This is a genomic window from Bradyrhizobium sp. 930_D9_N1_4 (assembly GCF_052076015.1).
Classification (GTDB): Bacteria; Pseudomonadota; Alphaproteobacteria; order Rhizobiales; family Xanthobacteraceae; genus Bradyrhizobium.
This window is the reverse complement of sequence record NZ_CP197236.1, coordinates 3,694,669-3,707,656: the sequence shown is the minus strand read 5'-3', so window position 1 is coordinate 3,707,656 and position 12,988 is coordinate 3,694,669. Positions and strand designations below refer to the sequence as shown.

23 protein-coding genes and 1 tRNA gene are annotated in these 12,988 nt (G+C 62.3%); 11 read left to right on the top strand and 13 right to left on the bottom strand.

Going from position 1 to position 12,988, the window contains the following annotated elements; all coding sequences use genetic code 11:
• Positions 1-156: 156 nt before the first annotated feature.
• Complete coding sequence (locus AB7532_RS17485; RefSeq protein ID WP_441236009.1) at positions 157-315, top strand: hypothetical protein; 159 nt, start codon at positions 157-159, stop codon at positions 313-315.
• A gap of 316 nt (positions 316-631) precedes the next feature.
• Here AB7532_RS17485 and AB7532_RS17480 read toward each other — a convergent pair whose 3' ends face one another.
• Positions 632-1,012, bottom strand: a complete 381-nt coding sequence (locus AB7532_RS17480; protein ID WP_441236008.1) for a hypothetical protein — start codon at positions 1,010-1,012, stop codon at positions 632-634.
• A 349-nt stretch (positions 1,013-1,361) separates the two neighbouring features.
• On the opposite strand from AB7532_RS17480, the gene AB7532_RS17475 reads away from it, so the two are divergent.
• Positions 1,362-1,523, top strand: coding sequence for an RNA-binding protein (locus AB7532_RS17475; protein ID WP_441236007.1), 162 nt, complete (start codon positions 1,362-1,364; stop codon positions 1,521-1,523).
• Between the two features lie 57 nt (positions 1,524-1,580).
• Here the strand turns inward: AB7532_RS17475 and AB7532_RS17470 are convergent.
• From AB7532_RS17470 to AB7532_RS17455, 4 genes are all read right to left on the bottom strand, one after another.
• A tRNA-Pro gene (locus AB7532_RS17470) sits at positions 1,581-1,657 on the bottom strand.
• 98 nt (positions 1,658-1,755) lie between these two features.
• Positions 1,756-2,238 carry a DUF192 domain-containing protein gene (locus tag AB7532_RS17465; protein ID WP_441236006.1) on the bottom strand — a complete coding sequence of 161 codons (483 nt, stop codon included), beginning with the start codon at positions 2,236-2,238 and terminating at the stop codon, positions 1,756-1,758.
• 113 nt (positions 2,239-2,351) lie between these two features.
• Positions 2,352-2,987, bottom strand: a complete 636-nt coding sequence (locus AB7532_RS17460) for a cold-shock protein (RefSeq protein ID WP_441236005.1) — start codon at positions 2,985-2,987, stop codon at positions 2,352-2,354.
• A 199-nt stretch (positions 2,988-3,186) separates the two neighbouring features.
• Positions 3,187-3,948, bottom strand: a complete 762-nt coding sequence (locus AB7532_RS17455) for an SIR2 family NAD-dependent protein deacylase (protein WP_441236004.1) — start codon at positions 3,946-3,948, stop codon at positions 3,187-3,189.
• A gap of 277 nt (positions 3,949-4,225) precedes the next feature.
• Between AB7532_RS17455 and AB7532_RS17450 the strand changes: the two genes are divergently transcribed.
• Entirely contained in the window at positions 4,226-4,390 is a 165-nt protein-coding gene (locus tag AB7532_RS17450; protein WP_007610153.1) for a hypothetical protein, read from the top strand.
• Between the two features lie 68 nt (positions 4,391-4,458).
• Here the strand turns inward: AB7532_RS17450 and AB7532_RS17445 are convergent, their stop codons facing one another.
• Complete coding sequence (locus tag AB7532_RS17445; protein ID WP_441236003.1) at positions 4,459-4,749, bottom strand: hypothetical protein; 291 nt, start codon at positions 4,747-4,749, stop codon at positions 4,459-4,461.
• Between the two features lie 282 nt (positions 4,750-5,031).
• Here AB7532_RS17445 and AB7532_RS17440 point away from each other — a divergent pair, with 282 nt between their 5' ends.
• Positions 5,032-5,262 (top strand): hypothetical protein, encoded by a 231-nt coding sequence (locus AB7532_RS17440; protein ID WP_441236002.1) that lies wholly within the window; start codon positions 5,032-5,034, stop codon positions 5,260-5,262.
• 202 nt (positions 5,263-5,464) lie between these two features.
• Here the strand turns inward: AB7532_RS17440 and AB7532_RS17435 are convergent, their stop codons facing one another.
• The 3 genes from AB7532_RS17435 to AB7532_RS17425 form a co-directional block, all read right to left on the bottom strand.
• On the bottom strand, positions 5,465-5,662 hold the full coding sequence (locus AB7532_RS17435) for a hypothetical protein (protein WP_441236001.1): 198 nt from the start codon (positions 5,660-5,662) through the stop codon (positions 5,465-5,467).
• Between the two features lie 279 nt (positions 5,663-5,941).
• Positions 5,942-6,073 carry a hypothetical protein gene (locus AB7532_RS17430; protein ID WP_441236000.1) on the bottom strand — a complete coding sequence of 44 codons (132 nt, stop codon included), beginning with the start codon at positions 6,071-6,073 and terminating at the stop codon, positions 5,942-5,944.
• 218 nt (positions 6,074-6,291) lie between these two features.
• Positions 6,292-6,429: a hypothetical protein gene (locus AB7532_RS17425; protein ID WP_441235999.1), complete on the bottom strand. Its 138-nt coding sequence runs from the start codon at positions 6,427-6,429 to the stop codon at positions 6,292-6,294.
• 383 nt (positions 6,430-6,812) lie between these two features.
• Between AB7532_RS17425 and AB7532_RS17420 the strand changes: the two genes are divergently transcribed.
• Positions 6,813-7,031, top strand: a complete 219-nt coding sequence (locus AB7532_RS17420; RefSeq protein WP_441235998.1) for a hypothetical protein — start codon at positions 6,813-6,815, stop codon at positions 7,029-7,031.
• Positions 7,032-7,053: 22 nt separating this feature from the next.
• Here the strand turns inward: AB7532_RS17420 and AB7532_RS17415 are convergent, their stop codons facing one another.
• Positions 7,054-7,230, bottom strand: a complete 177-nt coding sequence (locus AB7532_RS17415) for a DUF2934 domain-containing protein (RefSeq protein WP_441235997.1) — start codon at positions 7,228-7,230, stop codon at positions 7,054-7,056.
• 132 nt (positions 7,231-7,362) lie between these two features.
• Positions 7,363-7,659: an HU family DNA-binding protein gene (locus tag AB7532_RS17410; RefSeq protein ID WP_270172031.1), complete on the bottom strand. Its 297-nt coding sequence runs from the start codon at positions 7,657-7,659 to the stop codon at positions 7,363-7,365.
• Between the two features lie 350 nt (positions 7,660-8,009).
• On the opposite strand from AB7532_RS17410, the gene AB7532_RS17405 reads away from it, so the two are divergent.
• The 4 genes from AB7532_RS17405 to AB7532_RS17390 all read left to right on the top strand — a co-directional run bounded on the left by AB7532_RS17405 (position 8,010) and on the right by AB7532_RS17390 (position 10,208).
• Positions 8,010-8,480, top strand: coding sequence for a hypothetical protein (locus AB7532_RS17405; RefSeq protein WP_441235996.1), 471 nt, complete (start codon positions 8,010-8,012; stop codon positions 8,478-8,480).
• Positions 8,481-8,802: 322 nt separating this feature from the next.
• Complete coding sequence (locus AB7532_RS17400) at positions 8,803-9,105, top strand: hypothetical protein (protein ID WP_441235995.1); 303 nt, start codon at positions 8,803-8,805, stop codon at positions 9,103-9,105.
• Positions 9,106-9,278: 173 nt separating this feature from the next.
• The gene (locus AB7532_RS17395; protein WP_441235994.1) at positions 9,279-9,551 is read left to right on the top strand and encodes a hypothetical protein; all 273 of its coding nucleotides are present in this window, start codon (positions 9,279-9,281) and stop codon (positions 9,549-9,551) included.
• Positions 9,552-10,028: 477 nt separating this feature from the next.
• Entirely contained in the window at positions 10,029-10,208 is a 180-nt protein-coding gene (locus tag AB7532_RS17390) for a hypothetical protein (protein ID WP_441235993.1), read from the top strand.
• A gap of 377 nt (positions 10,209-10,585) precedes the next feature.
• Here the strand turns inward: AB7532_RS17390 and AB7532_RS17385 are convergent, their stop codons facing one another.
• Entirely contained in the window at positions 10,586-10,864 is a 279-nt protein-coding gene (locus tag AB7532_RS17385; RefSeq protein WP_441235992.1) for a hypothetical protein, read from the bottom strand.
• A 391-nt stretch (positions 10,865-11,255) separates the two neighbouring features.
• On the opposite strand from AB7532_RS17385, the gene AB7532_RS17380 reads away from it, so the two are divergent.
• Complete coding sequence (locus AB7532_RS17380) at positions 11,256-11,441, top strand: hypothetical protein (RefSeq protein WP_441235991.1); 186 nt, start codon at positions 11,256-11,258, stop codon at positions 11,439-11,441.
• Positions 11,442-11,745: 304 nt separating this feature from the next.
• Here the strand turns inward: AB7532_RS17380 and AB7532_RS17375 are convergent, their stop codons facing one another.
• Complete coding sequence (locus AB7532_RS17375; RefSeq protein ID WP_441235990.1) at positions 11,746-12,258, bottom strand: hypothetical protein; 513 nt, start codon at positions 12,256-12,258, stop codon at positions 11,746-11,748.
• Positions 12,259-12,536: 278 nt separating this feature from the next.
• On the opposite strand from AB7532_RS17375, the gene AB7532_RS17370 reads away from it, so the two are divergent.
• Positions 12,537-12,674 (top strand): hypothetical protein, encoded by a 138-nt coding sequence (locus AB7532_RS17370; RefSeq protein WP_441235989.1) that lies wholly within the window; start codon positions 12,537-12,539, stop codon positions 12,672-12,674.
• The last annotated feature ends 314 nt before the right edge of the window (positions 12,675-12,988 follow it).

Below are 12,988 nucleotides of genomic sequence, written 5' to 3'. Positions count from 1 at the left end.
TCTCATGTATGGGGGGCCAGACCGGTTGAAAACCGGCGCCAATTTTTCTAGAGTACGTGCACAATTTGAGAATGAGCGGGCCGTTTTAGGCACGCGCTTGCAATTTTGAACTGACGCGAATTTTTCAAGAGAATTGACTGGCCGGGGGCGACCACAATGAATTTGCAATGCATTCGGCTGCGCCTGGCGTTGCGCTCGACGCCACTTGTTTCGCGCGTCCAGACATCTGTCCCGGAGCCGCCGAAGGCCGCCAACGACAATCAGCTGATCTGGCCGTACCTCCCGTTTCCGCTCGGCTGGTACGCGACCAGCTGAACGCTGGAGCTTCGCCCGAAAACGCTCCGGAAAAGCGCAACGCCGCGCAAGCGGAATATCATCGCTTGGCGGCGTCCGTTTAGGTATTGGGCGCTGAAATCCCCAACACCCTTATGTCTGTGGCGACAGCCAAAGGTTCGATACAATTTTTCGAATTTGCATCCACGACCCTGCTCCAATGCCTTGAAAAATCGCGCAGAAGTCGCGTTGGGCGAGGAATGAGCGCCAAGGGTTCAGTTCGGGATTCGACAGAGGTTCAGGCCCGATCCGCGCGCATGTGGACGCGATAGGCCGCCTGCCCCGCGACCGCGCCGGCTCACATGCTCGCCGTGCTCTGGGCGTTAGCGCTGAGCGTGCCTTGTGCGTTGTATGTCTGTCCCGCCTGATTGCCCTGGCCTCTTTGGCTGCCTTGCGCGCTCGCCGAGGTCGAGACTTCGGTCGTGCCGTCGGAATAGGTGATCGTCGTGGTGGTGATGCCGCCAATGGTGGTGGAGACCTCGCTGACGATGGACTTGGCCGAACCGCCGCCGCCTCCCGAGCCCGAGCTGCCGCCCGCCGATTGCGACGACGATGTTGCTGATGTCTCCGACGTGGCCGAGGTCGACGACGTCGCCGAGGCCGCGGAGGATGACGTCGCGGCAGTCGACTGGGACGTCGAGGCCGTCACGGCGGATGAAGCAATCGCACTGATCGACATGGAGACCTCGCCTGAAGGAAAGCTTGAAGCAGATTTCGGGTGCCGCGCCGACGGCGCGCCCTGCTGTCTCCTTCAACGCGGCGGAGGCGCCAAGCAGGCGCAGCGTTTGCGAAAATCGCAGCCGCGCGCCTGGTCCCGGGACCGGCATCAGCAACCAATCCCCGCGCCACGCGTTGCAGCTTCTTCCCACCTGTCCGGTGGACGTCGCAGGTACCTGCGCGCCTCTCGTGAATGGACAGTCACTTGTCTCACGTCCGTGTGAGCTGGAGCGCGGCCGGTGAATTTTCACGAGCGAGCAGAGACCAATGAACAGCAGGCCGCAAGGCACGGGGATGCTCAAGGGGATGCTGTGAGTCAGATTGATACGACCGAGAAGCTCTCGGGCGCGCCGGAAACCGGAAGCTCGCTGTTTGCGCTGTGCGGACTTGGCGTCGCCGGGATCGTCATGCTCGGCTGGATCTGCGCCCTCGCCTGGATCGCCTGGCGGCTTGTAGAGTGGCTGCTGTTCTGATGCGACGCTAGGTCGCCAGGGCCTCTAGTATCAGCCTTGAGGCATCAACATCGGGACTGGTCGGGGCAGCTGGATTCGAACCAACGACCTGCAGTACCCAAAACTGCCGCGCTACCAGGCTGCGCTATACCCCGAATGTCCGGCGAGCCCCGTCGATACACGCTTCCCGGAGCTCCATCAAGGCTTCCAGGGCCGCCGATGAGGCGAGCGCTGGCCCTGCCCGTTCGCCCCCCTATTTGGTGCCGAACAGCGGATGGCCGATGCGGTCGCCGGGACGGATGCCGTATTTCTGGGCCGTGCCCGCCACAACCTCAAGGACCGCCCGGGCGGGCCCCCGGGACGAGATGATCCTGGTCGACATCGGCTCGGTGTTTTCGGCGATGCGCAGGATGCGGCCGTCGGCGCGGATGAAGATCATGTCGAGCGAGACATAGGTGTTCTTCATCCACATCGAGATTTCCTGCTCGGGATTGAAGTCGAACAGCATGCCTTTGCCGTCGGCCAGTTCCTTGCGGTACATCAGGCCGGTCTGCTTCTCCTCCTCGGTCGTCGCCATTTCCACCGAGAACACCTGTACGCCGTTCTTGGTGACGATCTCGAGCGGCTGGAAGCTGGCAGCGCCGGCCGGTGTGCCGGCGGCGGCGAAGGTGGCGACGAGGATGGCGGCCAGCCAGCCCTTCGCGATGGACCAGACGGCCTGTCGATCAAAATTCATGGAATGGCACCCGGGCGTGGAACTGGACCAGTCCTTACGCGGCGCGTGTGGCAAAAGCCAGAGGCGCGCCGGTCACCCGGCGCGCCTCTGCTCACGATTGCGGGAACTGGAAGCTAGTGCGACTGCAATCCCGGCGAACCCGTCTCGGGATGGATCTCGGCCGCCATCATGCCCTTCGAGCCGGGCCCGAAGCGGACCAGGACATACTGGCCGGGCCGCAGTTCGGTCATGCCGAAGCGGCGCAGCGTCTCCATGTGCACGAAGATGTCGGGCGTGCCCTCACCGCAGGTCAGGAAGCCGAAGCCGCGCAGCCGGTTGAACCATTTGACCTGGGCCCGCTCGAGCCCGCTGGTCGCGGTCACCGTGACGTGGGTGCGCGGCGGCAGCATCTGCGCGGGATGGATCGCGGTCGACTCATCCATCGAGACCACCCGGAAGGCCTGGTGGCCCTTGGCGCGCTGGACGCACTCGACGACGATGCGGGCGCCTTCGTAGGCGGTCTGGAAGCCGTCGCGCCTAAGCACGGTAACGTGCAGGAGCACGTCGGGCCAGCCATTGTCGGGAACGATGAAGCCGTAGCCCTTTGAGGCGTCGAACCATTTGATGACGCCGTGAACCTCAACGAGGTTCGCGCTGGCCTCGCCTAACCCGGTGAAAGGGCTGAGCACGCTGTCGCGACCGGCACCGCCGTGCTCGCCCGCCGCGGGAACTCCCATCTTCTTGGACTCAAATCCGTCCGACGACCCCATAACCCCGGACCCCACACATCCCATGCAACCCGCCACATTGGCGGCGCTCGAATCACGCGTCTTAAGAGAAACTTCTCAACTCGACGCGACGCGAATCTTTCGACTCAAAAGATAACACTCCCGGTTGCGACGCATAGACAAAAAAGAGATTCGACGGAACCTATGAACAGCTTGCACAGCCGCGAATCAAATTGATGCCTCAATTTCCGACAAAGGGACCGAGAGTCTCGCCGATGTCGTGGCGGATCACGAGGTCGGCGATGTCGTCCTGATCGGTCGGCTCGCGATTGATGATCACCAGACATGCACCCGCGTTCTTCGCCATCATCGGAAAGCCCGCCGCCGGCCAGACCACGAGCGAGGAACCAATCGCGATGAAGAGGTCGCACGCTTGCGACAGCTCGGTGGCCCGCTGCATTTCGTCTTCGGGCATCATCTGGCCGAACGAGATCGTCGCCGTCTTCACCGGCTCGTCGCAATTCGTGCAATTGGGGGCCGCGCCGTCCGTGTCGAAACGGCGCTTCACCCAGTCGAGTTGAAAGGCCTGCCCGCATCCGATGCAGCGCGCGTAAGTGGTGTTGCCGTGAAGTTCGATCACGTGCTCGCTCGCGAAGCCCGAGGCCTGGTGCAGATTGTCGATGTTCTGGGTGATGATCGCGGGGATCTTGCCGGCGCGGTAGAGCGAGGCCAGCGCGCGATGGCCGCGACCGGGTCTTGCCGCCGCGAACACCTCGTCCATCGCGAAGCGGCGGCGCCAGGATTCATCGCGCGCGTCCTGGCTCGCGACGAACTCGCCGAACTCGATCGGACGGTAGCGCGTCCAAATTCCACCCGGCGAGCGGAAGTCGGGGATGCCGCATTCGGTCGAGATGCCGGCGCCGGTGAACGGCACGATCGTCCTGGCTTCGGCGATCATGTCGCCGAGCCGCTCAACGCCGCTGCGAAGATCCGATGCAATCAATCGCGGCCTCCCGATTCAATGTCGCGCTAGCTGCGTCACACGCAAGCGACAAGATTGTTGACGCTGTTATCCACCGCCGCGCGCGAACCGTGCAAGACTCTGATGAGTCAGGGCGGCAATTTTTTCCGACCTCCGCTTATCACAATCCTGCAATGCCGCCTCCCCATTGACGCCCCAATCAGAAGCGCCAATGCATGTGTTGACGCGACTCAACGTGATTGCGGCGGCAGTGCTTGAGTTCAAATGTGCACACATACTCAGGTAGAGGGGATTTGACATGACCGAAGACGAACAACGCAAGATCCGCGAACGCGAAGAGATTGCCGCCCGCGTCGCCGCCTTCCGTGCCACGCAGGAAAAGTTCAAGCGCGAGCGCGACGAATATTTCGTGTCGACACTCGACAATGCGCGCAAGGTGGAACGGCCCTCGCTCTGGCCATAAGATACGCCTGATCGCCACGCATGAAAAAAGCCCGGAGCATCGCTCCGGGCTTTTCGTTTGGTCGGCGATTACCAGTGACGGTAATAATGGTGGCGACGGGGGTAGTACGGTCCATCGCCGTAATAGGCGTACGGGCCGGGGCCGCCATAATAGGCCGGGCGGCCATAGTAACCGTAGCCGGGACCGTAGCCATACCCGTAGGGATGGGACGCGGCGACCGCACCCGCGGTGATCGCGCCCGCGGCGAGGCCGAATGCCAGGCCCGGGCCGATGCCGCGACCGCGCGCCTCGGCGGGCGCTGCCATTGCGGTCACGCCGATTGCTGCAACGGTGGCCAGAACTGCCAGTGTCTTCTTCATGACTCTCCTCCTTCGCATCTCGCCATGACAACGCCGGGGGAATGCGATGGTTGCGCGCAGCGCGGAACCCGAACGCCTCAAAAAAAAGCCGTGGGCGACGGAACGAAACCGCGTTCCGCCAATTGCATCTCTAAGTGCGGAAGCCTCCGCCATCCGGTCGAGGCGACAGCACGAAGACCCCGTCAGTATCCTCCGCGATGCTGGCGGGGTTTTTGGTTTCAGGGCGTCAATGGCAGCAAACAACAAGGGCTGCCAACGGGGCGGACAATCGAGGAGGAGACAGTGCCGCTATCCGCTTTGCTGGCTCGTATCAGGAAGCTCGTCCCCAGATCGCGCGACCGGCATTACGACGAGATTGTCCGCAATTTCGGGGTGGGCGCGCTGCGCACGCCGCCGACGCCGATGAGCGACGGCGAGCTGGCGCGGGCTATCGCCGAGTTTCTCAAGGACACGCCATCGACGGAATCGGTCGCGACCCTCGGCCGGCGGATCGATCCCTCCTCGCCGCTCTGAGTGGCATGTGCCGGGTGCGGGAACATGCGCAGCGTGCGCACGTTGCCTAGCCTTCAAGAGAGAAGAGGCAAGGCAAGAGGTTCGTCATGCCCGTATGGCTCGAAATCCTGGTCAATCTGTCCGGCTATGCCGGCTTCGTCGCGCTCGCGAGCCGCGGGGCCGCAGGCCCGGCCCATTCCGACTGCATCTGCGGTGAGGAGCACTAATGCGCGCGCGGCGCCTGCCCTGCGGTGCGCACCAGCCTGTCGGCCTTGACCGCGACGCGCGTGTCTTCGGGTTGCGGTCGCAGCGAGAAGCTGATCGTCACGAAGGCGAGACAGAACAGCGTGCCGGCGACGGCGACGCGCCGGTAGGTGTGGCGGTCGCCCTGGTAAAAGGTCGGCTCTGAAAAAGGTGTCATGAGAAAGCTGCTTCTTGGCAAAGTCGTTCTTGTGCTTGCCGAGACACCTACTCCACGCAGCACCAAGCGCAACGCGATTGGGCTTTTAACCTAACCGAATAGGGTTATCGGGTTCGGCGCAAACTTTCGTTAGGAGTTTGCGCAGGGCATCGCCGACCTTCTTTGTTCCAGCTTCGCCTGCGTTTCGTTCTCGAAGAACGAATCGGATTCGAAGAAATCGGCGCGGAGCATCTCTTAACAAATCATTTGCACGCAAACGAACGCCGTCACGACGGACGATCACATCGCCTCGTCGGACTTGAGCGCGGGCGGCGGTACCTGCGGCACCGACGGCCTACCTTTGCGCAAGCGCGGATGCCTGTCGTACCAGAACACTTTTGCGATCTCGGCGAGATACCAGCACACGTCCATGTCGCGCTCCCTCGCCTTATTGCGTAGCGAGGAGACGAGGACGGGACTGTGCGAAGAATCACGCGCACCTGGCGCCGCGACGCCCGTGTCCCGCATCGATACAGAAGCCATGGCTTGTTCTGCATCCGACTCCATTTCGTTCGCAAAGAACGAATCGGAGTCGGACAAACCGGCGCGCAGCGAGTCCTAACGATACGTGAAGGCGCGTGCCATCAGCCTCACGCCGCCCGCTTCGCCTTGTCCTTCTCGGAAAAACTTTCGAGGATCTGGATGCGGAGCTCTTCGGCCGCTGGTCCCTCGACTTTCCGGAGCTGATTCCAGAGCCGGATCACTTCGCGCTGTTTCTCGACGGTCATGAGCAACCTCCCAAGCTGATGATCGACTAGAACAAAATGAGAACAAAAAGTCCAGCCCCTCGCGCGAGATTTCTGCGCGCGCTGCGTTGAACCTTTTCAGGTCCGCGCGGACCCATGGAGGCTGGGGATTTCAGCGCCCGGTCAACATCGCAGCGCCGCCTGACGAACATACTCCGTCACCGCGGCGCTGTTGCTTTTTGGATTTTCAACCTTAAGTTCGGAGGCACGGCTGACGGCCAGGCGCTGAAATCCCAACGCCGTCAGTCAAGAGAGCCCCGTGCGAAAGCGCGGGGTTTTTCTTTTTCGCTGTCGGCCTGATCTGCGCGCGACCTCGCGGGAACGCGGTTGCGCCCTCCCCGTTAATCTGTTCGGAGAGAGGGACCGTGACCAAAAAATATTATGCCGTCGAAGTGGTGCGCCAGATCGAGGAGACCGTCGAGATCATGGTGGAGGCGCCCGACGAAACGACTGCGCACGACGCCGCGCTTGCGCATCTGAAGTCGCGCGGCGGCGAATACCAATGGCTCAATGCCAAATGCGATTTTGTCGTCTGGCGCGAGCGCGAGATCGACACGCCCGCGATCGTGGACGTGTCCGTCTAGCTGCCGGCGACGTCACCAGACCTCATACCGGCAGATTGTCCGTCATCCCCGGCGGCACGTCGCCCTGCTCGGTCCGCTCGGCGAGCAGCTCCTTCTCGGCCTCGTACCAGAAGATGTCCATCCGCCCTGCGGGCTCGCCGGCCTCACGCCAGAGGTGATAGGCGCGATTTCGGATGTCTTCCTCACTCATGCCGGCCATGTGCTTCTCCCTGTGGGAAGCAAAGCCTACAACGCCCGGGAGTTCCCTTCCAGCGTCCACCATCGCGGTCGCTGCGGCGCTTCGCGAAACGAAGCCGCCGCAACGCGCCGCAGGTGTCTTGTCTCCGGCGTCCTAGACGGAGTCCTTGGCCACCTTCAGCGGCGAGGCCTTCACCGACTTGCTGGCGGGCTTGGCCGCGAACTGCATCGGCTCCTTGGTGAAGGGATTGACGCCCATGCGGGCTTCGGTCGCAGGCTTGTTCACGACCGACATTTTCACGAAGCCGGGAATGACGAACTCGCCGGACTCGTTGAGCTCCTTGTAGCCGACGGTCGCCATATACTCGATGACCTGCTTCACGTCGTTCTTCGACAGCTGCGTGCCCTCGGCAATCGCATCGATCAATTGGGTTTTCGTCATCTTCGCCATGTCTGGAATTCCTTGTGTGGGGGGCGAGCAAATCCTGCTCAGGACACAGCTGAACCACGCAAGTGTGATGCTGATTCAGGCCTGATGTCGTGAAGTCACGGGGCTTAGACCCCATCGAGGCCCAAAACACAAGCAGGGGTTCTGCGGGGTTCCGTGGCGCTGTTGACAGATGTCGCAGCCAGCGCCCTGCTTGTTTTGAACCTTTCGCCGGCTGGCGCGTCTAACTCCTTGAAGTCCCCAAGCTTCACCCCCATCAGAAAGCCCCGCTTCCCCCAGGCGGGGTTTTCGCTTTTGGATGCCCGCTCGCGCGCCGGCCTGCTATAGGGTCGGGCGTTTCTCGTGAGGGGCAGATGAAGATTGCCATTGTTATCGCCGGCGTGATCGTCCTTGCCGCGGCCGCGCTGGTCGCCATCCGGCCGGACTTTTTGAAGCCTGCGTCCCTGGCGCTGGTGAAGAAGTCCGACATCTTCGGCTTCTCGCCCGGCATGACATTCGACGAAACCAGCAAGCTCGTCACGCAGCGCCGCTATCGCTGCCAGGGGCGAAGCGCCTATGTCCTCGATTGCGAGGTCAACGGCGCCAAGGTGACGATCACGAGCGACGAGACCGACGCCCTGCATCCGATCCGGCGCGTCCATGCGGAGCTGATCAATCCGGGATCGCAGGACGCGGCGGTCAAGTCGATCTCCGAGCAGTTCAACGCGCAAGCCGTCAAGGATGCCCGCGAGGGATGGACATGGACCGTCGGCCGCGGGCTGAAGCTGAGCTATGACGGCAGCGCCCTGACGCTGGCGGACGAGGCCGGGCAAGCGAAGCGCTGAAGCCAGGCCCATCGCATATGGCATGCGCGACCTGAGCGCGCGCCTCGTCCTTCGAAACGCCCGCATTCGCGGGCTCCTCAGGATGAGGCTAAGCGGCATCGGTCTTCGTTGAAGCGATTGCCGCGCACTCGGTCCTCATCCTGAGGGCCCACCGCAGGCGGGCGTCTCGAAGGATGGACCGCAAGCAAACTGCCCGCCCCGCTTATCCCCAGCCTCAGCCTCACCTCGTCGTGAAACTTGCGGCCCGGCCCGCATCGTCAACACTTCGGTAACCCAACGCATCCACTCTCTGTTCAGTATCGTTGCGTTGGAGTACCCCACCGTGCTGGATTTTGACGAGCTGCGTGAACTCGCGGCTGACGTTCGTGTGTTTGTCGACATCGCCGAGGACAAGGCCGAAGCGCTCAAGGCCGTCATCGCCGCCTATGACGTGGTGCTGGCGATCTTCCCCTCGCCGGACGGCATGGGCCTCCACGTCATCAAGGGCAAGGACATCCTCGACCGGCTCGCGAGCGCGCGCAGCAATGCGATGTACAGCCACACCGCGATCGCGGTTCCCGATCTCGAGCATGCCCAGATGCTCAAGATCCTGACCGCGCCCATCGAACAGCGGATCGCGGCCTAGCTGCACGGGACCAACGTGGCGACCGCGGGAATCTCGCTCAGCCCGCGTCCGCTACGGACCTGACCAGGTTCGGTTTCAGGAATTCCCGGAGAATTCCTTTTCTTTTCAATGCCTCGTTTAGGAACGTGGCATCTGCGCTCCCGTTGGCCCGCACAACCAACCAGGAGTTCAACATGAAGAAGTTCATCATCGCGACGGCCGCGCTCGGTCTCATGTGCGGCACCGCCCTTGCGCAGAACCAGACCGGCCCCGCGCCGCAATCCGACAACATGCAGAAGCCCGGCATGAGCAACACCAACAAGGGCTCGATGCAGAACGGCACCACCGGCATGAGTAATGACGGCATGAACAAGGGCGGCATGGTGAAGCCCGACGCGTCCGGCCAGGGCGGCTCCGGTCCCGGCAGCGACCAGGGCGGCACCAAGACCCGCAGCAACATGAAGTAAGCCGTATTCCTGCACGGCTTGCGTCCCGGCCGCGTCGCTTCCCACAAGGCGGCGCGGCCATTTCATGTCGGCGGCCTCAGCTCATGTCGACTGCGCCGGCAACGAACGCTCCACCCTCTCGCCGCAAACATCTCGCTGCAAAACGAGACCTCATCCCGAGGACCGGCCGCAGGCGGGCGTCTCGAAGGATGGCCGCAAGCAAGCTATCCGCCACATCATTCCTCGCACGCGATATCAGCAACCTTAGCAACCCCTCGCGCAGAGCCGCGTTATCCCCACGCACTGCCGGGTGACAACCGGACGCAACAGGGATGTTGGACGCGGCGCATTTTTCCGGTTTCTGCCCGCGACATCAACGCATCGGTACGCGCTGACAACTAACCTGTTCCCGGCAGTTGCACCGATTTTGTAATGAACCCCAACAGGAACGGTCACCTCTGACGCGCGTTAACTCAGCATCAGACCAAGGAGATCGACATGAGCGTTGAAGGTAAGGCCAAGGAAGCAGCCGGCTACGTCAAGGAAGAGTTGTACGAGCACGGCAAGTCCCCCGAGAGCCAGAAGAAGGCCCAGGAAGGCCGCGACCTCCGGAACGAAGGCCGTGTGGAAGACGGCAAGGCGCCGAAGACCACGAAGCCCGGCACCACCAGTCACTAAGCGTTCGAAAATCAAGTGAGCCGAAAGCCGCCCCTGACCGATGTCAGGGGCGGCTTTCGCATTGCTGCTACGTCCCGTCCTGCATGTCTTTGGTCGCGAAGTGGCATCCAACCGCCACCAGGACCAGGCTCAATGCCGAGCCCAGCAGCAGTCGCAGAGCCAGCCCCGTCCCTTCGCTGACATACCTGACGTCGTGCCGGTGCGCGTAACGTTGAGGATGTGCGGCGTCAGGCGCTTGAGGTGAGCTTGTCACAAGCACGAGCCACGCCACGGTCCCGCAAAGCGCCGCGACCCGCGCCGTGGTCCCGAGCCGTTGAAGCCAGCGTTTCATGCCGCCCTCGTCATGGCCTCGATCCAAGGTCTTCCGTCGTCGCGCGTCAGGTCTTCGGCTGCATCAGCAGCTTGAGAGCGCTGACAGCGATGAGAATGGCGAAGGCAGCCAGAGCGTAGACGAGCGTATTCACGATCCAGGAAAGTGCGACCCCTGCGAAGGTGGAGCCGCCGACCGCTCCCCAGAATAGATACGCTGCGCTGATGCCGGGCCACTCCAGCGAAAGATAAGCAAAGTCGGTGAGCGGCTCGATGGCGAGCAGGACCGACGACGCCAGCGCCCCGATGGCCAATGCGATGATGAGGTTCGTCTTCACGGAGAGCATCAGAAACCCGGCAGCCCGGTGCCAACGAGGCTTCCGACGAGATCCATCGACAGTTCTGCAAAGAATGCGACCATGGCGTTTAGTCGCCTCACCCCCGGCGGGGTTCAACTTCTCAGGGTTTGGCCATTTCGGTCGGCAAGCTGCGAGACGCGGCCATTGCGGCGACTGGCCGCGCGTCGCCAGACCGGGACCGATCAATTTCCCCCAACGACCTTGCTTGCTCCAACGGCGCCACCTGCCCTTGCCCCGCCCTGGGCCCAAGGCTGTTGGCCCAAGGCTGTTATCCTTCGTTGCCGGGCGCGGCCGGGGGAGTTTTTCGACGCTCCATCGTCATCAACAGCCCAACCGCAAGGCGGGTTCACATTTCCAGCCAAAGGTTGCATAATGCGGCATGGCTAAAATTAAAGTGACCTTCAGAACCGTCCGTGTCGCCGAGGGCGACTGGAAAATTCTCGCCGACTATCCCGGCACCGAGCAGCGTGAAATTACCGGCTTTGCCAGCAAGGCGGATGCCGACGCGTGGATCAACGGTGACCGCAAGATCGCATGGCTGCGCTCCCAGGGCTACGCCAAGTAACCTGACAGCAGTCCCCAATCTCGACCTCCGCCGCACAGCTCGCGGCGAGCAGGTCGCGATAGAACGCATCGTCGCCATCGTCAGAAAACGTGCACGCCCTGTCGCTGCCGCGATGGGTCACGGATGGGGATGACCAAGGATGGCGACACGGGCAAGACGGGCCACACCCCGTCATGACCGCCGACGTCAGTTGAGGGCACTGTCAGTCGAGGGCACTCTCAGTTGAGAGCGCTGTCCTGCAATTCTTCATCCATCTCGCAGCGATCGTAATCTGGATGCAATGAATGCCGATTGGCCCAGCGCCCTACGGTCCCGCGGTGTAGGTCATTGGAAGCGAAATATCGCAGCCGCCGAGCCCCGACATATAGCCCCCGAATTTGCCGATCATCGGTCCGCCTTCGCTCTTGTACAGGTACAAGCTAACGCCGCCCGCGCCGAAGCCCCCGCATTTCAAATTGGCCCAGACCGGCCTCCCGAAATAATTCCTGGGATCTTCATAGAACTGGCCCGCGCCCGCCCACGTCCCCGTGGCCCATGCCGTCCAGTCGCCACCGGTCGGATGGGCTCCTGCCGTCCAGAAAGGATGAGGGGCGCCGCCTGTCCAGTCCGTGGTGAACGCATAATGGCCGAAGCCCGACGCAATGGCGCCTGCCCAGACAGCAGGCCATTGTGAGGAATCCTCGAGAGAGCCGTCCTTTTTGGCGGCCTCCAACAGCTCGGCGTGAGTCTGGACAACCTTGGCCAATCTTGCCGCGGTGGCCTGTGCCTCCGCCGCTTTCATCGCCAGCAGATTCTGTTCGCTTTCGCTGTTCGGCATAATGCTGTCCTCCGGAAAGAGCCTCGTCCCGAATAAACCCTTTCGATCGAGCACGCAACCTAATATAGAATTATGACAATGATACACCTTCTTGGGGGCGACCAAAGAATTCGTGCCGCGCAGAACGATTTGCGTCGCAGAAGCGGGTGTTCAGTGAACAGGCCGCAGCCGGCGGCCGAACGCAAAATCAGCGCGTGCACGATTGCCGCAGTCCGGGCTAACATCCTCCGCAACCACAGGGTGCCGTGCGAGCGGCGCCGATAAAAAGGGAGGTCATCATGACGACGAGCCGCGCCTGGCGCCTGCTGCTGTTGCCCCTCACCTTCGCCGGTATGCCGAGCGTCGCCTCCGCCGCCGAGCTCAATCCTGCCGCCACCGTTGCCGGCGAAGAAGCTGTACATACCGTATTCGTCTAGATCCTTGAAATAGAGTCCCACGCGATTCTCGGCGAAGTGATCGAGGTGGAGGGCGATAAGGTGAGCGGTTTCAAACACCCTTTCCCATGCTTGACTTTCCATCTCGGCTGATCACGCTCCCGCCAATGGTATTCCCGCATCCCTGTCTTGATGTGCTCGAAAAGGCGCCTGTCCTTTTCGAGCCGCTCATTGGCGACCGTTGCCTTCTCGTTCTTTGAACGGTGCCACAGGTACCACCCACCAGCGATGAACAGCACGATTAGCCACAGCTCATGATGCTTCCCCCCGACCCATTATCCTCAGGTTGGCAGCGG